Here is a 26,344-nt window from a genome sequence, read left to right on the forward strand (position 1 = left end):
CTACTCCGGAAATTTCGAGACGATGATGAACATCGCCGTGCCCGCAAGCATGGTGATGAAGGAATAGGTGTAGAGCACCAGTGCGAAGGGCTGGAACAGCATCAGGAAGCCGATGGCGATGATCGCGGTGGCGACGTTTTCCATCAGCCCGCGCCTGGCCCAGACGGGCCAGCGCGATTTGCGTTTTGCGGTCATGCTCATTTACGCACCGCGCCAAAGGTGATGCCGCGCAGCAATTGCTTGCGAAGCAGGATGGTGAAGACCAGGATCGGCACCAGGAAGATCGTCGTGCCGGCCGCGACCGCCGGCCAGTCCTGACCGCCTTCGCCGATGATGGTCGGGATGAAGGGCGGCGCGGTCTGCGCCGTGCCCGAGGTCAGTAGCGCAGCGAAGGCATATTCGTTCCAGGCAAAGATCAGGCAGAAGATGGCGGTTGCGGCAATACCGGTGGTCGCCTGCGGCAGTACTGTGCGCCAGAACGCCTGCAGCCTGGTGTAGCCGTCGATCATCGCCGCTTCTTCATATTCGCGCGGGATCTCGTCGATGAAGCCTTTTAGCAGCCACACCGCCAAGGACACGTTGACCGCCGTATAAAGCAGGATCATGCCGAGAGCCGTGTCCGACAGGCCAAGCTCCCGGTACATCAGGTAGATCGGGATGGCGACGGCGATCGGCGGCATCATCCGCGTCGACAGGATGAAGAACAGAAGGTCGTCGGCGAGCGGCACCTTGAAGCGCGAAAAACCATAGGCCGACAGCGTGCCGAGGAACACCGCGCAAAACGTCGAGCCGAACGCGATGATCAGCGAATTGACGAAGCGCGGCATGAAGTTGGACGGGCCGGCGATCACCATGTTGCGCTTGCGCACCGTCTCGTCGCACAGGCCCGTCGCCGGTCCCAGCGAGTTGATGTATTCCGGTGTTTGCCGAGTCCGGGTCGAGAACAGGTTGCAGTAGCCCTCGAGGCTGGGCTGGAACAGAATCTTCGGCGGATAGGCGATCGAATCCGGCGGCGTCTTGAAGCTGGTGGCGAAGATCCACAGCAGCGGCACGATCGAGATCAGCGCGTAGGCGACGATGATCGTGCCGGCGACGCGCTTCGACGTGGCCGACGGCGCGACAACGGAATGGGCTGACGTCAGGCTCATCTCTGCTTCACCTTGTTGAGCGCCTTGACGTAGATGTTTGCGAGGCCAAACACTGCGACGAACAGGATGATGGCGAAGGCCGAGGAATAGCCCGTCCGCCAGCTTTCGAAGGCCTGCCGCTTCAGCGTGATCGAGGCCACTTCGGTGGTTGATCCCGGCCCGCCGCCGGTGAGCAAATTGACCATGTCGAACATCTTGAAGTTCTCGATGCCGCGAAACAGCACCGCCAGCATGATGAAGGGCAGCGCCATCGGCAGCGTGATCGACCAGAACTGCCGCCAGTTGGAGGCGCGGTCGACCTCGGCCGCTTCGTAGATGTATTCGGGGATCGAGCGCAGGCCGGCGAGGCAGATCAGCATCACGTAAGGCGTCCACATCCAGGTGTCGACGATGATGATCGACCATGGCGCCAGTGACACGTTGGAGAGCATGCTGATTTCGGTTGCCGGAATGCCGGTGACGAACGAAACGGCGTAGGCGAACAGCCCGATCTGCGGCTCGTAGAGGAAGCGCCAGAAATTACCGACCACCGCCGGCGACAGCATCATCGGCACCAGGATGATTGTCGTCCAGAAGGCGTGGCCGCGAAACTTGCGGTCGATCAGCCAAGCCAGCGTGAAGCCGATCAGCGTCTGCAGCAGGATGGTCCAGAACACGAAATGCGCCGTCGTCTGCATGGCGATCCAGATGTCCTGGTCGGCGAGGATGCGCTTGTAGTTTGCCAGCCCAAGGTTCTTCACAACCTCGTTGGGCCGATTGGCGCGAAAATTGGTGAAGGACAGATAGATTGCCCAGAACAGCGGAAAGATGTTGATAGCTAAAAGCAACAGGATCGTCGGCGAGATGAACAGCCAGGCGAGGCCCTTGTCGCTGATGCCCCGGACCTTGCGGGCCAACGGCTCGGGCGTAGCCCGGGCAACGCTGTCCGCCGTCCGATTGAGCATGGTCAGTCCTGCTTCGGTCACTTGGCTCGTCTCGACAATGGAATTTATCTGAACTGTGTCCCGTGCCAAGTGGCACGGGACGGTTCGGTCATGGGCTCGGGAGGAGCCGTTTACATCTTGCCATCGTCCTGGAAGACCTCGGTCCAGTCCTTGACGAGGCCGTCGAGTGCATCCTTGGCCGAGCCTTGCCCGGCAACGACATAGTCGTGGAAGCGCTTCTGCGATGCCTGCAACAGCGGGGCATAGCTCGGCTCGGCCCAGAAGTCCTTCACGATCGCCATCGAGTCGAGGAAGGTCTGCGCGTAGGGCTGGCTGGCCGGGAAGGCCGGGTCCTTGACGACCGCGTTGAGGCAGGAATAGCCGCCGAGCGACCACCATTTGGACTGCACGTCCTTGTTGGCGAACCATTTGATGTATTTGAGCGCGGCTTCCTGCTTGTCGGAATAGGAGACCACCGAGATGCCTTGGCCGCCGAGCTGGGCGAACTGGTCCCCGTCCGGACCTTTGGGATTGACGAAATAGCCGATCTTGTCGCCGCCGACATTCTCGTCCTTCTGCAGGCCTGGCCAGGTGAAGGCGAAGTTCATGTGCATCGCCACCTGGCCCGATTTGAAGGCATCGACGCCTTCGCCCATGTAGCTGTTCGAGGCGCCGGGAGGGGTGCAGCAATCGTAGAGGGCTTTGTAGAACTCCAGGCCCTTCACCGATTTATCGGAGTTGACGAAGCCTTCCATCTCGTAGGGCTTTTTCGGGTTTTCGTACTGGAAGCCGAAGCTGTAGAGCACGTCCATGGCGCCCATGGTGATGCCTTCCGAGCCGCGCTCGGTGTAGATCGACGCGCCATAGACGGTCTTGCCGTCGATGTCGCGCTTCTGGAAGAATTCGGCGATCTGCTTCAATTGGTCGAAGGTCGTCGGCGGGCCGAGATCCCAGCCGTACTTTTCCTTGAATTCCTTCTGCAGCTCCGGCTTGGAGAACCAGTCCTTGCGGTAAGTCCAACCGACGACGTCACCCATGGCCGGCAGCGCCCAGTAATTCGGCGAGTTCTTCGGCCATTCCGAATAGCCGACGACGGTCGCCGGCACGAAATCGTCCATGCTGATCTTCTCCTTGTCGAAGAAGTCGTTCAGCTTGACGTAATGGCCGTTCTCGGCGGCACCGCCGATCCACTGGCTGTCGCCGATGATGAGGTCGCACAGCTTGCCGTGCGAATTCAGCTCGTTGAGAAAGCGATCGGCATAGTTGGTCCACGGCACGAATTCGAATTTCATGCCGATGCCGGTTTCCTTGGTGAAGTCCTTGGACAATTCCACAAGCGCGTTGGCCGGGTCCCAGGCTGCCCAGCAAAGCGTCAGATCTTCTGCCTGCGCGACATTCGAAACGGCTGTCGACGCAAAGAGTGTCGATGCCAGTCCCAACGCCAATTTCAAGGTCGATTTCATGCCTTCCTCCCATTTGCGAAACGCGTCCGGATGACGGTTTCAAGAGCCCGCTAAACCCCACCTCGGGGGCCCAAACACAACGACGCGGCGGCGCACCGGATGTTTAGTAATTTGTTTAGTGATGCAATTTTTACTAAACAAGGCAAGCGAATTCGTTGCTGCATCGCAGCATGCTGGATAGGAAAGCAACGTGAGAAGTTGCGGCGACCTGCCTAGGTCACCGTCTTGTTGCTGACGGCCACCGGACGGATCACTGGGGCCGGCGGCAGCAGCGCGCGGATATCGGCGAAGGGGAAGACTGGCTCGAAGCGGAAGGCCTCGGCGAACGATCCGGCTGGGCCGTTGCACTGGCCGGCGCGAAAGGCGTTCTGCGTGCGCGCCGCGTCGACGAAACGCTCGGGATCCTGCGACTGGTGCGCCCGGATCGCCTCCGCCTTGAGATCGAAATGCCTGGAGGTATCGACGTAGTGCGTTGGCGAAAACCCGGTGCCGCCGAACGTGTCGGCATGTAGCACCGGCACCGAGAATGACGCTGCGATGCGCACGCCATCCGACAGCGCGCGGTGGTCGCCATGATAGTCGTTCGGCGCATGCGTTGTCACCAGATCCGGCCCTATCTCGCCGATCAGTGCTTTGAGCGCCCCGATCAGCGCGGCATCCGCGACCAGCCCGCCATCGGGAAAGTCGAGGAAGCGCGGCGTCACGCCAAGCAGGCCGGCCGCCGCCGTCGCCTCCTTGCGGCGCGTGCGGGCCAGCGCTGACGGATCGCCGTAGCCGCCCCGGGTGCCATCCGTGGCTATGGCAAAAAAGAGTTCTGCGCCTTGCGCGGCATAGGCCGCCATCGTACCGAACATGAAGATCTCGATGTCGTCCGAATGCGCGCCAAGCGCCAATATCTTCACTCTCATCTCTCCCGGAAATGGAAAAACGTGCCCAACGGAATTCTGCTCGCGCTCATCGCCTATGCAAGCTATTCGTGCAGCGACGCGGTTGTCAAAAGCCTGGGCGGGCAGTTCAACGTCTTCGAGATCGGCTTCTTCTCGACATTGTTCGCCGGCTGCTTTCTGCTCTTTGCCAGGCCGGCAGGCGAGCGCTGGCTCGATTTCTGGCGCACCAACCGGCCCTGGGCGGTACAGGCCCGGGCTTGGGCCGGCATCGCCTCGGGCGTGCTGAGCGTCTATGCCTTCACCACCATCCCGCTGGCGGAAGTCTATGCGCTCATCTTTCTGGCGCCGCTGTTCGTCACTATCCTGGCCACGCTGGTCCTCAAGGAAAAGGTCGGCCCATGGCGATGGCTGGCGGTCGTCGCCGGCTTTGCCGGGGTCATGCTGGTCGTCAGGCCTGGTTTTCGCGAGTTGCAGCTTGGCCATCTGGCGGCGTTCATCATCGCCTTCCTGGCCGCCACCAATGTCATCCTGATGCGTTCGCTCGCCGCGCAGGAAAAGCGCACAACGATGCTCGGCGTGCTGATCGGCTACGGCCTGCTCTTCAACGGCGTCGGTGCGGCGGCTACCTCGTTCTCGCTGCCGGATGGCAGGCAATGGGCCTGGCTGGTGCTGGCCGGCGCCTTTACCGCCGGCGGCCAGCTGCTGCATCTGCTGGCGGTCAAATACGCGCCGGCCAACCGCATCGCGCCGACGCATTACTCGCAGATCGTCTGGGCGGTGGTTCTAGGTGCGCTGTTCTTCAGGGAATATCCGGATTTTCTGTCGCTGGTCGGCTTGGCCGTGGTCGGCGGTTCCGGCCTGCTGACGATGGTGCACGAGGAGGTGCGGCTCGGCACGGTGCGCTGGAACCCGTTTTTGCGGACCAGGCTTTGAGTCGGCGCCGAGGTTGCGCCGCGACCGCCACCGCTGATATGCGGTCGCTGCCAACTGGCTGCACAGCATAGCACAATGACGACAAAACCCTTGCCGGACCTGCCGGTCTCCGTTGTCTTGCCGGCGCTCAATGAAACGCTGAGCCATGGTAACAGCGCCGTGCTGGTGGCGCCGCCCGGTGCCGGCAAGACGACGCTGGTTCCACTGGCGCTGCTCGACGCTGAATGGCTCGGCGGCGGAAAGATCATCCTGCTCGAGCCTCGCCGCCTCGCCGCCCGCGCTGCCGCCCGCCGCATGGCCGAATTGCTCGGCCAAGAGCCCGGCGAAACCGTCGGCTATGCCATGCGCATGGAAAACCGCAGTTCCGCAAAGACCAGGATTCTCGTCGTCACCGAAGGCGTGCTGTCCCGCATGATCCTCGACGACCCGGAACTGCCTGGTGTCGCGGCGGTGCTATTCGACGAGTTCCACGAACGCTCGCTCGACGGCGATTTCGGGTTGGCGCTGGCGCTCGACGTGCAGGGTGCGCTGAGGCTCGAACTCAGATTGCTGGTGATGTCGGCAACGCTCGACGGCGCGCGTGTCGCAAAATTGCTGTCCGGCGCGCCGGTGATCGAGAGCGCAGGCCGCGCCTTCCCGGTCGACATCCGCTATGACGAGCGGCCGGCCGGCGTCACCATCGAGGACGCCATGGCCAAGGCGATCCGCTCGGCGCTTGCCGGGGAGGAGGGCAGCGTGCTCGCTTTCCTGCCCGGCCAGCGCGAGATCGAGCGCACCGCCGAGCGGCTGGCGGGCAAGGTCGGCGCCGATACCGACATCGTGCCGCTCTATGGTATGCTCGACAACAAGGCGCAGGACGCGGCGATCAAGCCGGCGCCGCTCGGCCGCCGCAAGGTCGTGCTGGCGACGTCGATCGCCGAGACCTCCATCACCATCGACGGCGTGCGCGTCGTCATCGATTCCGGCCTGTCGCGGCTGCCGCGCTATGAGCCGGCGAGCGGCCTGACGCGGCTGGAGACGGTACGTGCTTCCCGCGCTTCCGCCGACCAGCGCGCCGGCCGTGCCGGGCGCACGCAGCCGGGCGTCGCCATCCGGTTGTGGCGGGCCGAGCAGACGGCGGCCCTGCCGGCCTTCACGCCGCCGGAAATCCTCGAGGCCGATCTTTCCGGCCTGTTGCTCGATAGCGCGGCGTTCGGCGTCGCCGATCCGACCAGCCTGTCCTTCCTCGACCCCCCGCCGGCTCCGGCGCTCACCGAGGCGAGGGTACTGCTACGTGCGCTCGATGCTGTCGATGCGGCAGGACGCCTGACGGATGCCGGTGCCGCGATGCGCAGGCTGGCGCTACCGGTGCGGCTCGCCCACATGGTCGCCGAGGCGGCAAGGACCGGAGAGGCGCTCGAGGCGGCGATGCTCGCCGTATTGTTGACCGAGCGTGGCCTTGGCGGCGATGGTGCCGATCTCGAACGGCGGCTGCTGCGCTTTCGCGCCGAAAGATCGCCGCGCGCCACCGCCGCCCGGCAGCTGGCTGAGAGGCTGGCAAAGCAGGCTTCACCCTCCCCCTCGAGGGGAGGGTCGGCGAGCGAGCCGAGCGCAGCGAGACGAGGGAGACGGGGCGGGGTCGTCGATGGCGTGCCCGAACCGACCCCACCCCGATCCGCTACGCGGATCGACGCGCCGGGGCGAGCCACGGGTCTCGCCCGTCCTTCCGACCCCCTCAAGGGGGAGGGCAGCACAGCCGGCGCTCTCCTCATCCATGCCTGGCCGGATCGGGTCGCCAAAGCGCGCGGCGAGCGTGGCCGCTTCGTGCTTGCCAACGGCTCGGGCGCCATGCTCGACGCCTCCGATCCGCTGGCCGGCGAGACCTGGCTCGTCGTCGCCGACCTGCAGGGCAAGGCGCAGAACGCCCGCATCACCGCAGCGGCAGCCATCGATGAGGCCGACATCCGCACTGCGCTGGCGGAAAAGATCGAGACCCGCCGCGAGGTGAGCTTCGACCGCGACAGGCGCGCGGTGCGGGTGCGCGAAACGGTTCGCCTCGGCGCCATCACGCTGTCCGAACGCATGCTGCCGGCGCCGACCGGTGCCGACGCGGATCGCGCCATCCTCGACGCCTTGCGCGAACACGGCCTGTCCCTGTTGCCGTGGAACAGGGAGGCGGAGACGTTGCGGCAGCGGCTCGGCTGGCTGCATCGCGGCCTCGGCGCGCCATGGCCCGATGTCTCCGATGCCGCGCTCGTCGAGCGCCTCGACGACTGGCTGCTGCCATTCCTTTCCGGCGCGGCATCCTTTGCGGCAATCGATCCCAGCATGCTCTCGCAAGGCCTGATGACGCTGGTGCCGCACGAATTGCAGCGCAAGATCGACACATTGGCGCCGACCCATTTCGACGCGCCGTCGGGCAGCCGGCTGCCGATCCGCTATGACGGCGAATGGCCGGTGCTGGCGATCCGCGTGCAGGAACTGTTCGGCTTCGACCGGCATCCGGCGATCGCCAACGGCACTGTGCCGCTGACGCTCGAATTGCTGTCGCCGGCTCACCGGCCGATCCAGACGACGCGCGACCTGCCCGGCTTCTGGCGCGGCTCCTGGGCCGATGTGCGGGCAGAGATGCGCGGCCGCTATCCCAGGCATGTCTGGCCGGAGAACCCGCTTCTCGCCGCCGCCACCAGCCGCGCCAAGCCGCGCGGTACCTGATGCTTCCAGACTGTCATCCCGAACCGAGGGCCGGCTTCGGCTGTTTTCGGAAAAGACCTCCGGCTGTTTCCCCTCTATAATCACTGGCCATGATAAACATCCTGCACGCACCCGACTTCCAGCAAAGCCAGCGGCTGCGCCTCAACACGCTGATCAGGTTGCGCTGGCTTGCCATCGTCGGCCAGAGCCTGACCGTGCTTGTCGTCGCTTACGGGCTGAAATTTCCGCTGCCGGTCAGCATGTGTTTTGCGCTGATCGCCTGTTCGGCCTGGATGAACCTTTTGCTGACCTTCCGCTATCCGGCGGCGCATCGGCTTACCCCGTTCTCGGCCTTCGCCATCCTGACCTTCGACAGCCTGCAGCTTGCCGGCCTGCTCTACATGACCGGCGGACTCACCAATCCGTTTTCGCTGCTGATGACCGTGCCCGTCGTCGTCTCGGCGACGTCGCTGCCGCTGCGGCTGACCGCCATGCTCGGCGCGCTGGTGATCGTGGCGGCGACGCTGCTGGTCTTTTACCACCTGCCGCTGCCATGGCATGAGGGCGCGCCATTGGCGATGCCGTTCATCTATGTCGCAGGCATGTGGATGGCGGTGTTCTGCTCCATCGCCTTTACCGCGATCTATGCCTTCCGGGTGGCCGAGGAGGCGCGGCTGCTTGCCAACGCGCTTGCCGCCACGGAATTGGTGTTGCAGCGAGAGCAGCATCTCTCTGCCCTCGACGGCCTCGCCGCGGCCGCCGCGCACGAGCTCGGCACACCGCTCGCCACCATCACACTTGTCGCCAAGGAAATGGAGAAGGCGCTTGGCGAAGATCCGAAATACGGCGAGGACGTGAAGCTGCTGCGTTCGCAGAGCGAGCGCTGCCGCGAAATCCTGAAGCGCCTGACCAGCTTGTCCTCCGAGAGCGAGGTGCACCTCTCGCGCCTGCCGCTGACCTCGCTGGTCGAGGAGGTGACGGCGCCGCACCGCGATTTCGGCATTTCGATCAAGCTTCGGCCGGGCGAGCGCATCGGCCCGGAACCGGTGGGCCGGCGCAATCCCGGCGTCATTTACGGCCTCGGCAATCTGGTCGAGAACGCGGTCGACTTCGCCCGCAACAGCGTGACAGTGCGCTGGAACTGGAATGAAGCCGCCGTCAGCTTCTCGATCATCGACGACGGGCCGGGCTTTCCACCGGAGATCATCGACCGTATCGGCGAACCCTATATGTCGACACGACAAGGCACCGAAGCCGGCGGCGGCCTCGGCCTCGGCCTATTCATCGCCAAGACCTTGCTCGAACGCTCCGGCGCGACGCTCGATTTCCGCAATTCAAGCGAGCCCGGCGAGGGCGCTATCGTGCAGATATCGTGGCCGCGCAGCGTCTTCCTCAATCCCGAGCAGGCTTCGGCCACCATGTTCGACACGGCCTAAATTGGACAATAGCGTTGCGAAACTATATTTGCGTAAAAATCAGGCAGCAGGATTTTCAGCACGATGAGTACTGACGAAACGATTGGCGCAATGGTCGAAGGCGAGGATACCTCGCTGCTGATCGTAGACGACGACAAGCCGTTCCTGACGCGGCTTGCCCGCGCCATGGAAACCAGGGGTTTCGTGGTCGAGACGGCGGAGAGCGTCGAGGAGGCGGTTGCCAAAGCGCGCGCCAATCCGCCGGCCTATGCGGTGGTCGACATGCGGCTGGCCGACGGCAACGGCCTCGACGTCGTCGCCGCGATTCGCGAGAAGCGCGACGATGCCCGCGCCATCATCCTCACCGGCTACGGCAACATCGCCACTGCGGTGACGGCGGTAAAGCTCGGCGCCATCGACTATCTGTCGAAGCCGGCCGATGCCGACGATATTTTTGCCGCCCTGACCCGCACCGCGGGCGAACGCGCAGCGCCGCCAGAAAATCCGATGTCGGCCGATCGCGTGCGCTGGGAACACATCCAGCGCGTCTACGAAATGTGCGACCGCAACGTCTCGGAAACCGCACGCCGCCTGAACATGCATCGCCGCACGCTGCAACGCATCCTCGCCAAGCGCGCGCCGCGCTAAAGGGCTCTCATTACAGGCTTGCCCGGCCAGCGCTGTTTGCGCATCATCGCTTGGCGGTGTCGGACCTTGCTACTGATACGACGGAGGCGACATGCAGGACGAAAAGCGGCTGGTCTCCATGCTGCGCGAATTCCTCGACAGCGAGGCGGCCGGCGGCCTCGTCCTGATGGCTGCGGCGGCCTTGGCCCTGATCGTCGCCAATTCGCCGCTGGGCGAGGCTTATCTCTCCGCCCTCCATGCCTATCTCGGACCGCTCAGCGTCTCGCACTGGATCAATGACGGCCTGATGGCGGTGTTCTTCCTGCTGGTCGGCCTCGAGATCAAGCGCGAAATGCTTGACGGCCAGCTGTCGACCTGGCCGCGCCGCGTGCTGCCCGGCATCGCCGCCGCCGGCGGCATGGCAGCGCCGGCACTGGTCTACGTCGCCATCAACCACAACAATCCAGCCGCTCTGTCCGGCTGGGCGATCCCAACCGCCACCGATATCGCCTTTGCGCTCGGCGTGCTGTCGCTGCTCGGCAGGCGCGTCCCGGGCTCGCTGAAGATATTCCTCACCGCGCTCGCCATCATCGACGATCTCGGCGCGGTGCTCATCATCGCGGTGTTCTATACCAGCGGCCTCTCGCTCGCCTATCTCGGCGCCGCCTTCGCCGTGATCGCGCTGCTGGTGGTGCTCAACCGCATGCGGGTGCTGACGCTGCTGCCGTACATCTTGCTCGGCATCGTTCTGTGGGTTTTGGTGCTCAAATCGGGCGTCCATGCGACGCTCGCCGGCGTCGCGCTGGCCCTCACCATACCGCTGAAGATATCGCCGGGCAGCGGCCATGATCTCGACCATTCGCCGCTGCACCGGCTCGAACACGGCCTGCACAAAGTCGTCGCCTTTTTCGTCATCCCGATTTTCGGCTTTGCCAACGCCGGCGTCTCGCTCGCCGGTCTCAGCGCTGCCGCCCTGGTCGAGCCGCTGACGCTCGGCGTCGCCGCCGGCCTCGTCTTGGGCAAGCTGGTCGGCGTGTTCGGGTCTTCCGCGCTTGCCATCCGGCTTGGCTTCGCCGATCTGCCGGTCAATGCCGGCTGGCTGCACATGGTCGGCATTTCGCTGCTCTGTGGCATCGGTTTCACCATGAGCCTGTTCATCGGCCTGCTCGCCTTCGCCAGCGACGCCGCCCTGCAGGACGCGGTCAAGGTCGGCATCCTCGCCGGCTCCTTCATCGCCGCGCTCCTAGGCGCCGCTGTGCTGCTGGTGGCGCCGGCCGCAGGCGAGGCGGAGGAGGCGGAAGAATAGGCGTCTCCTCGCGGGCGCTACCCGTGAGCGACCATGACGTGGCGGACGGCGGTATAGTCCTCCAGCGCGTAGAGCGACATGTCCTTGCCGTAGCCGGATTGTTTCAACCCGCCATGCGGCATCTCGTTGGTCAGCATGAAATGGGTATTGATCCAGGTGCAGCCATATTGCAGCCGGGCCGCCGTCGCCATGGCGCGCGAAACATCCTTGGTCCACACCGACGACGCCAGGCCGTAGTCAGAGTCATTGGCCCAGTTCACCGCTTCGTCGACTTCGGAAAAGCGGGTGACCGAGACCACCGGACCGAACACTTCGCGGCGCACGATCTCGTCCTCCTGCAGCGCGCCGGCGACGACGGTCGGCTGGTAGAAGAAGCCGGAGCCCTCGCCCGGCTTGCCGCCCGTGGTGATCTCGATGTGCTTGAGCTCAGAGGCGCGCTCGACGAAGCTCGAGACGCGGTCGCGCTGGCGACGCGAGATCAGCGGGCCGATCTCGTTTTCGGTATCGTCAGGACGATCATACTTGATGGTCGAGACGGCAGCGGAGAGGTCGGCGACGAGCTTGTCGTAGATCTTCTTGCCGGCGTAGATGCGGCAGGCGGCGGTGCAGTCCTGGCCGGCATTGTAATAGCCGAAGGCGCGCAGGCCGTTGACCACCGCGCCGAGATCGGCGTCGTCGAAGACGATGACCGGCGCCTTGCCGCCGAGCTCGAGATGCGTGCGCTTGACCGACTTGGCGGCCGCCTGCAGCACTTTCTTGCCGGTGGCGACGTCGCCAGTGATCGAGATCATGTTGACCTTCGGGTGGTTGATCAGCGTGTTGCCGACGCTGTCGCCGCGGCCGAGCACGACATTGACGACGCCCTCGGGCAGGATTTCCGCCAGGATTTTGGCCAGCTTCAGTGCCGTCAGCGGTGTCTGTTCGGACGGCTTGAAGACGACGGTGTTGCCGCCGGCGATTGCCGGCGCCAGCTTCCAGGCCATCATCATCAGCGGATAGTTCCACGGCGCGATCGAGGCGACGACGCCGATGGCGTCGCGGCGGACCATCGAGGTGTGGCCGGGAATGTACTCGCCGGCGACCTGACCCGGCATCGAGCGGACTGCGCCGGCGAAGAACCGGTAGCAGTCGACGATCGCCGGAATCTCGTCATTGAGCACGGCATTGATTGGCTTGCCGCAGTTCAGCGCCTCAAGTGCCGCGAATTCCTGGGCTTCCCCCTCGATGCGATCGGCGATCTTGAGGAGATAGCCTGAGCGCTGCGCCGGCGTGGTGCGCGACCAGGTGGCGAAGGCCTTTTCCGCAGCCGCTACCGCTGCCTCGATCTGTACCTGGCTGGCCTCCGGCAAATTGAGAATGGTCGCCCCGGTCTTCGGATTGAGGATCAGCTCCTCGGTTTCGGTGCCCTTCTCGAATTTCGAGCCGATCAGCATCTTTGTGTCCATGGAAGCTTCTCCCTTATAAATTGGGTTATTTGCCCGAACCGGCGATCTGGTCGCCGTCGCGGGTCAGGTAATAGGCAGCGAGGATGGGAAGCAGCGTCACCAGCACCACGACCATGGCCACGACATTGGTGACCGGACGCTGGCGCGGACGGATCAATTCTTCGAGCATCCAGATCGGCACCGTCTGCTGCTGGCCGGCGGTGAAGGTGGTGACGATGACCTCGTCGAAGGACAGCGCAAAGGCAAGCATGCCGCCGGCCAGCAGCGCGGTTGCGATGTTGGGCAGCACGACATGCCGAAAGGTCTGGAAACCATCGGCGCCGAGGTCCATCGACGCCTCGATCATCGAGCCGGACGTGCGGCGGAAACGGGCGACCGCATTGTTGTAGACGACGACCACGCAGAAAGTGGCGTGGCCGAGCACGATCGTCCAGAACGAGAACGGGATTTCGGCCAGCGCGAAGGCCGAGCGCAGCGCAATGCCGGTGATGATGCCGGGCAGCGCGATCGGCAGGATCACCAGCAGCGAGATGGTTTCGCGGCCGAAGAATTTTGTCCGCGACACGGCTGCGGCGCACAGTGTGCCGAGTACGAGTGCAATGGCGGTCGAGATCGCCGCGACCCGCACCGACAGCGACAGCGCCTGCCAGACGTCGGGCCGGTTCCAGGTGACGGCGAACCATTGCGTGGTCAGGCCCGGCGGCGGCCAGACGAAGCTTTTCTCCTCGGTGGTGAAGGCATAGACGAAGATCAGCAGGATCGGCAAATGCAGGAAGAGCAGGCCGCCGGTGGCGGCGAGCTTCAGGCCGAGAGGCGCGGATGGGCCACGGTCAGAGCGCATCGAAAGCCCCCATGCGCTTGGCGCCCCAGAGGTAGAAGCCCATGATGACGATGGGCACCACGGTAAAGGCGGCGGCGAGCGGGATGTTGCCGGCGGTGCCTTGCTGCGAATAGACGGCCTGGCCGATGAACAGCCGCGAGGTGCCGATGATCTGCGGGATGATGTAGTCGCCGAGCGTCAGCGAGAAGGTGAAGATCGAGCCGGCGACGATGCCGGGCAGCGCCAGCGGAAACAGCACGTTGCCGAAGGTCTGGCCGGGCGAGGCGCCGAGATCGGACGAAGCCTCGACCAAATTGCCCGGCACGCGCTCGAGTGCGGCCTGCACCGGCAGGATCATGAACGGCAGCCAGACATAGACGAAGACGATGAACGTGCCGGTTGAGGACACCGACAATGAGTTGCCGCCGACGACCGGCAGCGACAGCCAGGCATCGAGCAGCCACAGAAGATGCAACTTGGCCAGCAGCCAGGTCAGGATGCCTTCCTTGGCCAGGATCAGCTTCCAGGCATAGATCTTGACCAGGTAGCTCGACCACAGCGGCAGCATGACGCCGAGATAAAACAACGCCTTCCAACGGCCGCGCGCATAGCGCGCCGCGTAATAGGCGATGGGAAAGGCGATGACCGCCGACGCCAGCGTCACCAGCGCCGCCATCGTTACCGTGCGTAGGATTATGTCGAGATTGGCGGCCTGCAGCAGGTCGCCATAAGTCTTCAGCGTGAACTCGCGGTTGATCAGGCCGGAGAACTCATCGATCGAAAAGAAGCTCTGCAAAAGCAGCGCAAACAGCGAGCCGATATAGACGATGCCGAGCCAAAGAACCGGGGGTAGCAGCATCAGGAGCAGCAAGAATTGCGGCCGGCGCCAGAAGAGATCGGAGAGCCCGCCGCGTACGCCGCCACTACCCGGCAGGATGGCGGGGGCCGTGGCCCGCGGCATGGCAGCGTCCAGGCTCATCCTAGCTCGTCCATCAGATGCAAATGCTCGCGGTTGAAGGTGAGCACCACCGCCTCGCCTTCCCGGGGCAAGGCAGCACCCGCCGGCACGATGGCATGCAGCCGCAAGCCCTCGGCATCGAGCGCCAGTCTTGTCGTGGCGCCGAGATAGTTGGTCGAGACCAGGCGGGCGGCAACCCCTTCGCCGTTGGCCCGGCCAATACGGATGGATTCGGGCCTGAGACTCCCCCAGCGATGCTGGCCGGCATAGCGCTGGACGAAATCCGGCGGCAGCACGTTGGACGAGCCGACGAAATCGGCGACGAAGCGGGTCTTGGGGCGCTGGTAGATGTCTTCCGGCGTGCCGATCTGCATGATCTTGCCGTCATTGAAGACGGCCACGCGGTCGGCCATCGACAGCGCTTCGCCCTGGTCGTGGGTGACGAACACGAAGGTGATGCCGAGCGCCTTCTGCAGCGATTTCAACTCCTCCTGCATGTTTTCGCGAAGCTTGAGGTCGAGCGCGCCGAGCGGCTCGTCGAGCAACAGCACCTTGGGCTGGTTGACCAGCGCACGGGCGAGCGCGACGCGCTGGCGCTGGCCGCCGGAAAGCTGGCCAGGGCGACGGGCGCCGTAGCCGGGAAGCCGCACCAGCGCCAGCGCTTCTTCCGCCGCCTTTTGCCGCTCCGGTCTGCCGACGCCCTTGACCATCAGCCCATAGGCGACGTTGTCGAGCACGTTGAGATGCGGGAACAGCGCATAATCCTGGAACACGGTGTTGACGTTGCGGCGATAGGGCGGCACGCCCTCGGCGCGTTCGCCGAAGATCGAGATCGAGCCCGCCGTAGGCTGCTCGAAACCGGCGATGAGGCGCAGGCACGTCGTCTTGCCCGAGCCGGAAGGCCCGAGCATGGCGAAGAACTCGCCCGGCACGATGTCGAGATCGACCGCGTCGACGGCACGCACGCTGCCGAAATGGCGAGAGACGTTTTGGAAGGAAACGGCGGAGGTCATGGGGCTGTCCTGATCTGTCAGGCTCATCAAATTTCAGGCGGCAGCGCTGCCTCTCATCCGCCTGCCGGCACCTTCTCCTCGTATAGTGGACGGGGAGAAGGGAGGCGCTCCAACGCTGGCGACCCCCCGTTCTTCACGGGGAGAGGGTAAGGGTGAGGGGCAGCGCCGAGCTTCGTAGGTGAGGCGAACTCACCGCCCGCCGATGACGCCGATATAGTCCGACACCCAGCGGTAATAGGGCACGCACTGGTCGTTCTGGGTGGCGCATTTCGAGACCGGCGTCTTCCAGAACTTGATCTTGTCGAAATTGTCGTACCCGTTGGTCTTGCAGCCTTCTTCGCCGAGCAGTTCGTTGCCCTTGCAGGCGGCGGGCACCACCGGCAGCGAGCCGAACCAGGCGGAGACGTCGCCCTGCACTTTTGGCGACAGCGAATGCTCCATCCACATGTAGGCGCAGTTCGGGTGGGCAGCATCGGCCTCCATCATCGTGGTATCGGCCCAGCCGGTGACGCCCTCCTCGGGGATAGTCGAGGCGACCGGCTTCTTGGCCGCGATCAGCGTGTTGACCTGGTAGGGCCAAGAACCGGAGGCGACGACGCCTTCGTTCTGGAAATCGTCGACCTGGATGGCGGCGTCGTGCCAATAGCGTCCGACCAGCGTACGCTGGACCCGCAGCAGGTCGAGCGCCGCCTTGTACTGATCCTCGGTCAATTCGTACGGATCCTTGATGCCGAGCTCCGGCTTGTGAGCCATCAGGTAATTGGCGGCGTCGGCGATGTGGATCGGCCCGTCATAGGCCTGGACGCGGCCCTTGTTCGACTTGCCGTCGGGAAGCTTCATTTCCTCGAAGACCACGTTCCAGCTCTTCGGCGCCTCCTTGAACACTGCGGTGTTGTACATCAGCACGTTCGGCCCCCACTGATAGGGAACGCCGTAATGGACTCCGCCGACGCTGAACCAGGGCGCATCCTTCAGCCGGTCGTCGACCGTCTTCCAGCTCGGGATGAGGTCGGTGTTGATCGGCTGGACGCGCTTGCCGGCGACAAGGCGCAGCGAAGCGTCGCCCGAGGCGGTGACGAGATCGAAGCCGCCCTCGTTCATCAGCGAGACCATCTCGTCGGAGGTGTTGGCGGTCTTGACGTTGACCTTGCAGCCCGTTTCCTTCTCGAACGAAGTGACCCAATCATAGGCCTTGTCGGTTTCGCCGCGCTCGATATAGCCCGGCCAGGCGACGATATTGACCTCGCCTTCGCCTTTGCCGAGCTCCTTGACCTGGGCGATGGCCTGGCTGGAGAAGCTCAGCGCGACCGTCAAGGCAGTGCATGATTTCAGCAATGAATTCATCGTCGATCTCCCATTTTTTGCATGACCTCGAAACCGGAAGAAGATCATGCGCCCGTTCAAAAACGTTGGATGCGCGGCTCTGAAGGGCCGTGCTCCTCGCATCGACCCGAAAATCGGAATCGATTTTCGGAAAGCCCGATGCGAAAACTAAAAGTCTTAGAGCGTACTATGTGCGTCCAATTGGACGCACGTCGCTCTAACGGCAGCTTTGTTCCCTGACCGAAAAGTGCTGCGAAATTTCCGGTTTCGCAAATTCATTTATCAGAAAGCCGATATCGATTTTTCCGATACATCAGCGGCCGATCTTCTCGGGCCGTTGGCGCACCATGCGCTGCGACTGGGCAAGTCCGATGAAGTCGCGAGCCGCCTGCGGCAGGCCGGAGCCGCGCCGCCAGACCATGCCGACCTGGACGACTGGTAACGACCCCGAAATATCGCGCGATTCGATGCGGTCGCCTTCCAGCGACCATGGCCGGTAGACGAGGTCGGGCAGCAGCGCCACGCCGGCGCCGGTAGCGACGAGGCTGCGCACCGCTTCGACCGAGCGGGTGCGGAAGGCGACATGCGGCTTGGCGCCGATTGCCGTCAGCAGCTTTCCGGTATTCTCCTCGATCTCGTCGACGGTCAGCATGATCAGCGGTTCCGAGGCGATGTCGCCGATGCCGATGATGTCGGCACCGGCCAAGGGATGGCCGAGCGGCAGCCACAGCCGGTAGGCCGAGACTTCGAGGATTTCGGACTGCAGTGCCGTGCGGTCGCGCAGGTTCGAGGTGACCATGACGGCAATGTCGAGCTTGCCGCCAATTAACAGGTGCTCGAGATAGTCGCCATTGTCCTCGATCGCCGAGACCTCGACACCCGGGTAGGCGCGGCGGTAGCGGGCAAGAAGATCGGAAAGCACATAGCCGGCGACCAGCGAGGTGACGCCAAGTTGCAGCCGCCCGCTTGCCGCGGCCTGTTCGCCGAAGAAGGCGCGGCGCGCATCGGAAACGTCGGCCAGGATCTTTCTCGCATGGCGCAGGAACTGGTGGCCTTTGTGGGTGATGTTCAAGCCGCGCGGGTGGCGCTCGAACAGCTCGACGCCGAGATCGTGCTCCAGCTCCTTTATCGCCTCGGTGACCGAGGATTGCGAGATCGACAGGTTCTGGGCGGCGCCCGACACTGTGCCCTGCTCGGCGACGGCGATGAAGAACTGCAATTGGCGGATGGTGAAAGCCATGGCCGGACTAAACACGGCAGAGGCGGCGCTGGGAAGTGGGTGCTGGCGCAGATCTCCCGATAGAGCTCACGATAGAGCTCAGCCCTCGCTTCCGCCATCGGCAATGCTGAGCCGTGCGCCGGCCTGGGCAAGGGCGGCGGCGATGTCGTGCGGCGGCGGACGGTCGGTCGCGAGTTCGGAAAAGCCGCCGAAGCCGCAGACCTGAACAAGGCCCTGGCGGCCGAATTTGCTGTGGTCGGTGACGACAAGCGAACGCTGGCCGCGCGACAGCACCATGCGGGCGAATTCGGCCTCTTCCAGATCATAGTCCATGACGCCGGTGACGGCATCGACCGCACCGGTCGATATCACTGCATGGCTGACGGAAAAGCGGCTGACGAATTCGATGGCCGAGACGCCGAAGGCAGCACCGGAATCGCTGCGCAGCTCGCCGCCGGCCATGTAGACCTTATTGCCGTTGACGGTGGCCAATGTGCGGGCGATGTCGGAGGAGTTGGTGACGACCGTCAGCCGCCGGTGGCCGAGCAGTTCCCGGGCCAGGAAAGAGGTGGTGGTGCCGGTGTCGAGCATGATCGATTCGCCGTCGCGGATGGTCGCGGCGACCATGCGCGCTATTGCCCGCTTGGCATCGGCGTTCTCGCGCATGCGCCGCTCGAACGGCGCTTCGCCGGCAATCGACGGCAGGCCGACGGCGCCGTGCATCTTGAGGATGGAACCGTCGCTGGTCAGTGGCTTGACGTCGCGGCGTACTGTCTCCAGCGAGACGCCCAGCCGGTCGGCCAGGCTCGCAATGGTCACGGTGCCTTCCTCCTTGAGGAGGCGCAGGATTTCGCCATGCCGCTTCGAGTGGACCATCGGTTCCATCCGGTCGGATTGTTGCACCGCTGACCGTTTCTACGGCATAAATGCCACTAACTCCAAGGAATTTAGCAAAATTCGGGCAAAAAACCAGAAAATACCACAATTTCGCGTTGACAACGCCTCCAGCGTGGCGCGACATTATCGCTGTGACAGGCTCGGAACGGAGGACGACGGCTGAGCCGCACGAAAAATCGCTTGCCCGAACGCCCGGGAGATCGTCGGGTGCAAGGGTACCGAAATTCAGGATCCGCGGGGGCGGATGCCGGCGTCGAAGAACCCGGCACAAAGGGGCTCGTCGGTGCGGTGCGGGATACCGATCCCGAGATCTGCACCGACGAGATCTTCGCGTTGCCTCCATTCCTCCGTCCGATTGTCATCGCTGGCCAGCCATGACATGCGTGGAAAATTGACCCAATGTTGGACGAGATCGTGACTGTCGAAGACCGCATCCGTGCGCTGCCTTGCTGGACCGGCAGCATCGACATCGCGCCGCTGCCGGGCGGGCTGAGCAATGCCAATTATCTGGTCAAGGACGCGGCCGGGCGGCACGTCGTGCGGCTCGGCCAGGACTATCCGTTCCACCATGTCTTTCGCGAGCGCGAGATGATGACGGCGCGGGCAGCGCACGCGGCAGGCTTCGCTCCGGCCGTCCACTACACTGGACCCGGCGTCATGGTGACGGAGTATCTCGGCGCCAAGGCCTATGTCGCGCAGGACGTGCGCGCCGATCTCGGCCGCGTTGCCGCGTTGCTGCGCGGTTTCCACCGGGAGATGCCCGGTCATGTCTCCGGCGCCGGCTTCATGTTCTGGGTATTCCATGTCATTCGCGACTATGCGCGCACGCTGGAGGAAGGCCGCAGCCGCAAGCTGGGCGAACTGCCGCGCCTGCTGACGCTGGCGGACGAGCTCGAGCGCGCGCAAAAGCTGCTGCCGATCGTCTTCGGCCATAATGACCTCTTGCCGGCTAACATAATCGACGACGGTCACAGGCTGTGGCTCATCGATTTCGAATATGCAGGCTTCAACACCGCGATGTTCGACCTTGCCGGCGCGGCGTCGAATGCAGGCATGAGCGACGAGGAGTCCTTCGCCTTCCTGACCGCCTATTTCATGAAGGAGCCGGACCCGGCGATACGGCGCTCGCACGCCGCCATGCAATGCGCGTCGCTGCTGCGTGAGGCGATGTGGGGCATGGTTTCCGAGCTTTACCTCGACGCGCCCGGTGTCGACTACGCCGCCTACGCCGACGAAAACCTGGCGCGGCTCGAAGCCGCCCTGGAAAACTACAGGACAAAATACGGGACGCGGACATGACCTTGCCCGCCCAGGCCGGGATCGTCGTCATCGGCGGTGGCATCATCGGCTGTTCGACGGCCTATCATCTGGCGCGCGACCACAAGGCCGAAATCGTGCTGCTCGAACAGGGCAAACTGACCTCGGGTTCGACCTGGCATGCTGCCGGGCTGGTCGGCCAGCTACGCTCGTCGGCGTCGATCACGCGCGTGCTCAAATATTCGGTCGATCTCTACAAGGGGCTGGAAGCCGAAACCGGCCTCGCCACCGGCTGGAAGATGACTGGCTGCCTGCGCCTCGCCACCAATGCCGACCGCTGGACCGAGTATAAGCGGCTGGCAACGACGGCTAAGAGCTTCGGCATGGACATGCATCTGCTGTCGCCGGCCGAGGTCAAGGAAATGTGGCCGCTGCTGGAAGCCGGCGACCTCGTCGGCGCGTCCTGGCTGCCGACCGACGGTCAGGCAAGCCCTTCCGACATCACCCAGTCGCTGGCCAAGGGTGCGCGCATGCATGGCGCAAAATTGTTCGAGGAGGTGCGGGTCACCGGCTTCGAAATGAGAGACGGCCGCATCACCGCGGTAAAGACCAGCAAGGGCGATATCGCCTGCGACAAGGTGGTGAACTGCGCCGGGCAATGGGCGCGGCAGGTGGGTGCGCTCGCCGGCATAAACGTGCCGCTGCAGCCGGTGAAGCACCAGTACATCATCACCGAAAAGATCGATGGCCTGCCGACCGACGCGCCGACAATTCGCGACCCCGATCGCCGCACCTATTTCAAGGAGGAGGTCGGCGGGTTGGTGATGGGCGGCTACGAGCCGAACCCGCAGGCGTGGACGACCGGTCTGCCGGGCGGCGATGTGCCGGACGATTGGGAGTTCCGGCTGTTCGACGATGATTACGATCATTTCGAGCAGCATATGAGCCAGGCGATCGAGCGTGTCCCGGCGCTCGCCAATGCCGGCGTCAAGCAGATGATCAACGGGCCGGAGAGCTTTACGCCGGATGGCAATTTCATCCTCGGTGTGGCGCCGGAATGCGCCAATATGTTCGTCGGCGCCGGCTTCAATGCCTTCGGCATCGCGTCCGGCGGCGGCGCCGGCTGGGTGCTGGCGCAATGGGTCATCGACGGCGAGGCGCCGCTCGATCTGTGGGTGGTCGACATCCGCCGCTTCTCCGATCTCCACCGCGACCGGCAATGGGTCCGCGACCGCACGCTGGAAGCCTATGGCAAGCACTACACGATCGGCTTTCCGCATGAGGAATATGTCAGCGGCCGGCCGCGCATCGTCTCGCCTTTGTACGAGCGGCTGCAAAAACATCGCGCCGTGTTCGGCTCGAAACTTGGCTGGGAGCGGCCGAACTGGTTCGCGCCGGAAGGCATCGAGCCGAAGGACGTCTATTCGATGGGCCGGCAGAACTGGTTCCCGGCCGTTGGCGACGAACACCGCCACGTGCGCGAAAAGATCGGCATTTTCGACCAGTCGTCTTTTGCCAAATACGAAATGACCGGAGCGGACGCGCTGAAGGCGCTGGACTGGATCTGCGCCAACGACGTCGCCAAGCCGGTCGGCCGGCTGACCTACACGCAGCTCCTCAACACGCGCGGCGGCATCGAGGCCGATTTGACCGTGGCGAGGCTCGGTGAGGAGAAATTCTACATCGTCACCGGCACCGGTTTCCGCACGCATGATTTCTCCTGGATTGCCGATCATATCGGCAGGGAGTTCGACGTGACGCTGACCGACGTCACCGAGGATTTCGGCACGCTGTCGCTGATGGGGCCGCGCGCCCGTGACGTGCTGTCAGCGGTGACCGATGCCGACGTCTCGAACGCCGCGTTTCCGTTCGGCCATGTTCGCGAGATCGCCATTTCCGGCCACGCCGTCCGGGCACTGCGCGTCACCTATGTCGGCGAACTCGGCTGGGAACTGCATGCGCCGATCGCGGCGACGGGCGAGGTCTTCGACGCGCTGATGACGGCGGGCGCTGTCCACGACATTCGCCCGGTCGGCTACCGGGCGCTGGAATCACTGCGGCTGGAAAAAGGCTACCGCGCCTGGGGCTCCGACATCACGCCCAACGACACGCCGCAGGAGGCCGGCCTCGGCTGGGCGGTGAAGCTCAGAAAAAACACCGATTTCCTCGGCCGGCGGGCCTTGGAGAAGGTCGACGGTTCGCCGCCCAGGAAACGTTTTGCCGGCTTCACGGTCGACGATCCGGACATCGTCCTGCTCGGGCGCGAGACCATCCTGCGCAACGGCGAGGCGGTCGGTTATCTCACCAGCGGCGGCTATGGCTACACCATCGGCAAGAACATCGGCTACGGCTATGTGCGCAATGCCGATGGCGTCAACGATGATTTCCTCACTTCCGGCAACTACGAGCTGGTGGTGGCAATGGAACGGACGCCGGCTAAGATACACCTCGAGCCGCTTTACGATCCGGCAGGAGCAAAGGTGAAGGCGTAGAGCCTTCCGGTTTCAGCCTCAGTTCACGATGAGCACCAGCCCCCGGCTCGGCACGGTATCGGCCTCGCCTGGCATCGAAACATAGGGCAGCGTCTCTTCGGCGCGCGTGACGGTGGCTTGCGCCTCGAGCTCGGCGATCCGCGCGGCAAACCCGGCATCCCACAGCGTGTTCTTCACCGTCAGCACGATCACCCCACCCGGCCGGCAGATGCGGATCAGCTCGTCCAGCCCCTCGGCTCCGACATGGCCCGAAGTGAAGACGCCGGCGGAGATGATCCCGGCATAGGCATCGTCCACGAACGGCAGCGGTCCGCCAAGCGCCAGGCAGTGAAGCGCCGAATAGACGCCCTTGCGCGCCGCCTGGGCCAGCATGCCTTCCGAGATGTCGAGCGCCTCGACCTGCGGATAACCGGTGATGGCAAGCCATTCGCCGATAAGCCCGGTGCCTGCCCCGGCATCGAGGAGAGGTGCGGCGCCGCGCGGCAGATGGCGGGCCAGCAAGGCAAGGCAGATGGTGGGATGGCGATAGCCAGCCGCCGACATGTCGGCGTCATAGGTGCCTGCCCAACTGTCGTAGAGCGCCGCGACGTCTTCCGGCCGCTTCGCCGCATAGGCTGCGGCGAGTGCGCTCTGCTGATTGCTGTCCGTCATCGCTTTCCGTCGCCTGGTATCGATCCGCAACGCGATCATAGCCAAACGGCGAAAACTGTGGAACCGTCGTCGTCCCAATAACACGGGGAAAGGAGCGAAATCCATGGCGGACGACCGGGCGCGCGCCGCACTTGCGGCTATTCCGGTGCTGGCCGGCTACGAGGGGCCGCTGGAACGGCTTGGCGGCCTCACCAATCTCGTCTTCAGAGCGGGAGATTTCTGCCTGCGTATCCCCGGCAAGGGTACCGAGGAATACATCAACCGCGCCAACGAGGCAGTCGCGGCGCGGGAAGCGGCGAAGGCCGGCGTCAGTCCCGATGTGCTGCATGTCGATGCCGAGACCGGCGTGTTGGTGACCCGCTTCGTTGCCGGTGCCGAGACGATGTCACCGGAAAAGTTCAAGACTCGGCCGGGCAGTCCGGCACGCGCCGGCAAGGCCTTTCGCAAACTGCACACATCCGGCGCGGTGTTCCCCTTCCGCTTCGAGCTGTTTGCGATGATCGACGATTATCTGAAAGTGCTGTCGACCAAGGACGTCGCCCTGCCTGCCGGCTACCACGATGTGGTCCGCGAGGCGGAGGCAGTGCGCTCAGCACTTGCGGCTCAACCTCTGCCGATCGTCGCCTGCCACTGCGACCCGCTCTGCGAAAACTTTCTCGATACGGGCGACAGGATGTGGATCGTCGACTGGGAATATTCCGGCATGAACGATCCGCTCTGGGATCTCGGCGACCTCAGCGTCGAAGGGCAATTCGACGCCGCGCAGGACGAGGAGATGACGCTGGCCTATTTCGGCGGCGAGCCGAGACCGGCGGAGCGCGCCCGCATCGTCATCTACAAGGCGATGTGCGACCTGCTGTGGACGCTGTGGGGACTGATCCAGCTTGCCAACAAAAATCCGGCCGACGACTTTCGCGCCTATGCCGACGGCCGGTTTGCGCGCTGCAAGGCACTGATGGAGACGCCGGAATTTTCGCGGCATCTTGCGGCGATGCGAACGGGTTAGAGCAATTCCACATCAGAGCGGTGCCAGAGTTCCAGCGATCCAGCAAAAAGCTTGAATGCTCTAAAAGCGCTTTGCGATTGAGCGGGTCAGGCGACATGACTTGGAGCAAAGCGCTGGACGTCGGCCTCTATTTGAAAACCCTCTCTAATTCACTCATTGTCACTGTATCGTCAGACCTTTTGCAATACCAGACGATCAGCGCGATGGTGCCGATGGGAAATAATCCCGCAAGGAGCTGATGCCAACCGCTTCTGTTGATGTCATGCAGCCGGCGAGTGGTCATGGCAAGTGTCGGCAGAAGGACGGCAAGATTCCAAAGGGACGAGATAATTTCATTATTTAAAACAGCATCAGCTATTATCGCAACGACAGAGATAATGAAAATGAAGAGATAGGAATACCAGAACTCGGAGCGGCCGGCTCTGCCCGAAAAAGTCACATAATTTCCGAAAAAGCTTGAAATAGCTTCAGTAAAATTCATCTGATGCGGTATGTCCCCAAAACGATTGCTACCAGCTGGCGGTGCTCTTAAAACGAGCACCAATGGCAAGCCGATAAGGACCAAAACTATCAGCCAATGCCATATAGAAAAACTCCCCATCTTTCCCCCCTCTACCGCAGTTTCGCGGAAATATTGATCTTGCTTACCCTACCAAGAATCAATTTCGGATTACGCCCGACAGGCAACTTACACCTCAAAATATCGATGTAAACATCGGATTTTTTGACCGAACTCTCCTGCTATTCAGAGCGATTCAGGCGCCGCTAAAACGCGCCGCTTCGAAACGGCACCATGTGACGCGTTCTATGCTTTGTTTTGATGCAGTCGTGGACGGAAAGCCTTTTCACACCGTCCTGGAATTGCTTTAGTTCACGCCCTTTGGCACGTTTTCGGGCGGTACCGTGTCGACCACCTTCTGGCGGTGGAAGATGAACAGGCCGGCCAGCACGACGATGGCCGAGCCGACCAGGATGCGCGGCCCAGGCACATCGCCGAAGAAGGCCAGGCCGAAGACCACTGCCCACAATAGCAGGCTGTAATGCAGCGGCGCCAAGGTCGAGGCAGGGGCAAGCTTCAACGCCCGGGTGATCATCAGGTGCGCGCCGCAGGAGACGACGCCGAGAAGCAGCATGGCGCCGAAATCGAGCGATGACGGCGTCTTCCAACTGCCGACGGTCAACGCAGCGCCGACCAGCAGCGTGCCGACGGTCTGCCAGGTGACCAGCGAGGTGTCGCTGGTGCCGCGCAGCCGCCGATTGAGGATGATGGCGAAGGCAAATGAAATGCTGCCGGCGAGCGCGAACATCGACGACAGGGAGAACGCGGCCGAGGATGGCTTCAGCATGATCAGCACGCCGCAGAAGCCGACCAGGATCGCCGCCCAGCGGCGCCAGCCGACCCTTTCGCCGAGCAGGAAATGCGACAGCGCCGCCACATAGATCGGCCCGGCCATGTAAAAGCTCATCACATCGGCGAGCGGCAGATAGACGACCGCCGCGTAGAACAGCGCCGTGTCGAGCGTCGTCATCACCACGCGCAGCAGCTGCAGCTCCGGCCGCTCCATGCGAAACAGCTTGGCCGGGCCCTGATGTGCAATCATCGGCCCGAGTATGAAAAACGCGCCGATCGAGCGGATCAGCACGACCTGGCCGACGGAAAAACTGGCGACCAGCCACTTGCCCATCGCGTCGTTCAGCGCAAACAGGAAGTCGCCGGCGAGCATCAGCAGGATGCCGGCCAGCAGCACGTTCATGATCGTTGAGTACTGGGCTGCGGGCTGCGCCATTCCGTTACCGGTTCCTCGCCGTGGGGTACGGTGACCCGCGTCGTAGTCGCAAGCTGCGGCCATGACGAGGCGAAAATCGAGAATTCGGTAAGACCAGCGCC

23 protein-coding genes are annotated in these 26,344 nt (G+C 63.6%); 8 read left to right on the forward strand and 15 right to left on the reverse strand.

Going from position 1 to position 26,344, the window contains the following annotated elements:
- The 5 genes from NKI54_RS11925 to NKI54_RS11945 all read right to left on the reverse strand — a co-directional run bounded on the left by NKI54_RS11925 (window position 1) and on the right by NKI54_RS11945 (window position 4,436).
- On the reverse strand, window positions 1-201 hold the full coding sequence (locus NKI54_RS11925; protein WP_023676334.1) for a hypothetical protein: 201 nt from the start codon (window positions 199-201) through the stop codon (window positions 1-3).
- Window positions 198-1,148, reverse strand: a complete 951-nt coding sequence (locus NKI54_RS11930; protein WP_023676335.1) for a carbohydrate ABC transporter permease — start codon at window positions 1,146-1,148, stop codon at window positions 198-200. Before NKI54_RS11930 ends, NKI54_RS11925 begins: the two co-directional genes overlap by 4 nt.
- Window positions 1,145-2,092: a carbohydrate ABC transporter permease gene (locus NKI54_RS11935; RefSeq protein ID WP_031211681.1), complete on the reverse strand. Its 948-nt coding sequence runs from the start codon at window positions 2,090-2,092 to the stop codon at window positions 1,145-1,147. Before NKI54_RS11935 ends, NKI54_RS11930 begins: the two co-directional genes overlap by 4 nt.
- Before the next feature lie 110 nt (window positions 2,093-2,202).
- Entirely contained in the window at window positions 2,203-3,534 is a 1,332-nt protein-coding gene (locus NKI54_RS11940) for an ABC transporter substrate-binding protein (RefSeq protein ID WP_352454682.1), read from the reverse strand.
- 212 nt (window positions 3,535-3,746) lie between these two features.
- Window positions 3,747-4,436, reverse strand: a complete 690-nt coding sequence (locus tag NKI54_RS11945; RefSeq protein ID WP_352568334.1) for a PIG-L deacetylase family protein — start codon at window positions 4,434-4,436, stop codon at window positions 3,747-3,749.
- Between the two features lie 27 nt (window positions 4,437-4,463).
- On the opposite strand from NKI54_RS11945, the gene NKI54_RS11950 reads away from it, so the two are divergent.
- From NKI54_RS11950 to nhaA, 5 genes are all read left to right on the forward strand, one after another.
- A complete protein-coding gene (locus NKI54_RS11950; RefSeq protein WP_352691542.1) occupies window positions 4,464-5,354 on the forward strand; it encodes a DMT family transporter in 891 nt (296 codons plus the stop codon).
- 75 nt (window positions 5,355-5,429) lie between these two features.
- Entirely contained in the window at window positions 5,430-8,048 is a 2,619-nt protein-coding gene (gene hrpB / locus NKI54_RS11955) for an ATP-dependent helicase HrpB (protein ID WP_352591138.1), read from the forward strand.
- An 89-nt stretch (window positions 8,049-8,137) separates the two neighbouring features.
- Window positions 8,138-9,463, forward strand: coding sequence for an ActS/PrrB/RegB family redox-sensitive histidine kinase (locus NKI54_RS11960; protein ID WP_352448476.1), 1,326 nt, complete (start codon window positions 8,138-8,140; stop codon window positions 9,461-9,463).
- Window positions 9,464-9,526: 63 nt separating this feature from the next.
- Window positions 9,527-10,090, forward strand: coding sequence for an ActR/PrrA/RegA family redox response regulator transcription factor (locus NKI54_RS11965; protein ID WP_023676342.1), 564 nt, complete (start codon window positions 9,527-9,529; stop codon window positions 10,088-10,090).
- Window positions 10,091-10,181: 91 nt separating this feature from the next.
- A complete protein-coding gene (nhaA, locus tag NKI54_RS11970) occupies window positions 10,182-11,375 on the forward strand; it encodes a Na+/H+ antiporter NhaA (protein WP_352634996.1) in 1,194 nt (397 codons plus the stop codon).
- Window positions 11,376-11,392: 17 nt separating this feature from the next.
- Here nhaA and NKI54_RS11975 read toward each other — a convergent pair whose 3' ends face one another.
- The 7 genes from NKI54_RS11975 to NKI54_RS12005 form a co-directional block, all read right to left on the reverse strand.
- Window positions 11,393-12,820 (reverse strand): gamma-aminobutyraldehyde dehydrogenase, encoded by a 1,428-nt coding sequence (locus NKI54_RS11975; RefSeq protein ID WP_352634998.1) that lies wholly within the window; start codon window positions 12,818-12,820, stop codon window positions 11,393-11,395.
- A gap of 25 nt (window positions 12,821-12,845) precedes the next feature.
- A complete protein-coding gene (locus tag NKI54_RS11980) occupies window positions 12,846-13,661 on the reverse strand; it encodes an ABC transporter permease (RefSeq protein WP_352464332.1) in 816 nt (271 codons plus the stop codon).
- Complete coding sequence (locus NKI54_RS11985) at window positions 13,651-14,601, reverse strand: ABC transporter permease (protein ID WP_352635000.1); 951 nt, start codon at window positions 14,599-14,601, stop codon at window positions 13,651-13,653. Before NKI54_RS11985 ends, NKI54_RS11980 begins: the two co-directional genes overlap by 11 nt.
- Before the next feature lie 14 nt (window positions 14,602-14,615).
- The gene (locus tag NKI54_RS11990; RefSeq protein WP_352591146.1) at window positions 14,616-15,611 is read right to left on the reverse strand and encodes an ABC transporter ATP-binding protein; all 996 of its coding nucleotides are present in this window, start codon (window positions 15,609-15,611) and stop codon (window positions 14,616-14,618) included.
- A gap of 189 nt (window positions 15,612-15,800) precedes the next feature.
- The gene (locus NKI54_RS11995; protein ID WP_352635002.1) at window positions 15,801-16,955 is read right to left on the reverse strand and encodes an ABC transporter substrate-binding protein; all 1,155 of its coding nucleotides are present in this window, start codon (window positions 16,953-16,955) and stop codon (window positions 15,801-15,803) included.
- A 292-nt stretch (window positions 16,956-17,247) separates the two neighbouring features.
- A complete protein-coding gene (locus NKI54_RS12000) occupies window positions 17,248-18,174 on the reverse strand; it encodes a LysR family transcriptional regulator (protein ID WP_023676350.1) in 927 nt (308 codons plus the stop codon).
- Window positions 18,175-18,252: 78 nt separating this feature from the next.
- Window positions 18,253-19,029, reverse strand: a complete 777-nt coding sequence (locus NKI54_RS12005; protein ID WP_352448483.1) for a DeoR/GlpR family DNA-binding transcription regulator — start codon at window positions 19,027-19,029, stop codon at window positions 18,253-18,255.
- Between the two features lie 435 nt (window positions 19,030-19,464).
- On the opposite strand from NKI54_RS12005, the gene NKI54_RS12010 reads away from it, so the two are divergent.
- Both NKI54_RS12010 and NKI54_RS12015 read left to right on the forward strand, forming a co-directional pair.
- Complete coding sequence (locus NKI54_RS12010; RefSeq protein WP_023676353.1) at window positions 19,465-20,349, forward strand: phosphotransferase family protein; 885 nt, start codon at window positions 19,465-19,467, stop codon at window positions 20,347-20,349.
- On the forward strand, window positions 20,346-22,799 hold the full coding sequence (locus tag NKI54_RS12015) for a GcvT family protein (protein ID WP_352635004.1): 2,454 nt from the start codon (window positions 20,346-20,348) through the stop codon (window positions 22,797-22,799). Before NKI54_RS12010 ends, NKI54_RS12015 begins: the two co-directional genes overlap by 4 nt.
- A gap of 18 nt (window positions 22,800-22,817) precedes the next feature.
- Here NKI54_RS12015 and NKI54_RS12020 read toward each other — a convergent pair whose 3' ends face one another.
- Window positions 22,818-23,450 (reverse strand): class I SAM-dependent DNA methyltransferase, encoded by a 633-nt coding sequence (locus NKI54_RS12020; protein WP_352568327.1) that lies wholly within the window; start codon window positions 23,448-23,450, stop codon window positions 22,818-22,820.
- Window positions 23,451-23,553: 103 nt separating this feature from the next.
- Here NKI54_RS12020 and NKI54_RS12025 point away from each other — a divergent pair, with 103 nt between their 5' ends.
- Entirely contained in the window at window positions 23,554-24,456 is a 903-nt protein-coding gene (locus NKI54_RS12025; RefSeq protein WP_352635006.1) for a phosphotransferase, read from the forward strand.
- A 127-nt stretch (window positions 24,457-24,583) separates the two neighbouring features.
- Here NKI54_RS12025 and NKI54_RS12030 read toward each other — a convergent pair whose 3' ends face one another.
- Both NKI54_RS12030 and NKI54_RS12035 read right to left on the reverse strand, forming a co-directional pair.
- Window positions 24,584-25,057 (reverse strand): DUF805 domain-containing protein, encoded by a 474-nt coding sequence (locus NKI54_RS12030; RefSeq protein WP_023676357.1) that lies wholly within the window; start codon window positions 25,055-25,057, stop codon window positions 24,584-24,586.
- A 265-nt stretch (window positions 25,058-25,322) separates the two neighbouring features.
- A complete protein-coding gene (locus tag NKI54_RS12035) occupies window positions 25,323-26,243 on the reverse strand; it encodes a DMT family transporter (RefSeq protein ID WP_352635008.1) in 921 nt (306 codons plus the stop codon).
- Window positions 26,244-26,344: the final 101 nt, after the last annotated feature.

The sequence above is a fragment of the Mesorhizobium sp. M0663 genome (genome assembly GCF_040320585.1).
Taxonomy (GTDB): domain Bacteria; phylum Pseudomonadota; class Alphaproteobacteria; order Rhizobiales; family Rhizobiaceae; genus Mesorhizobium.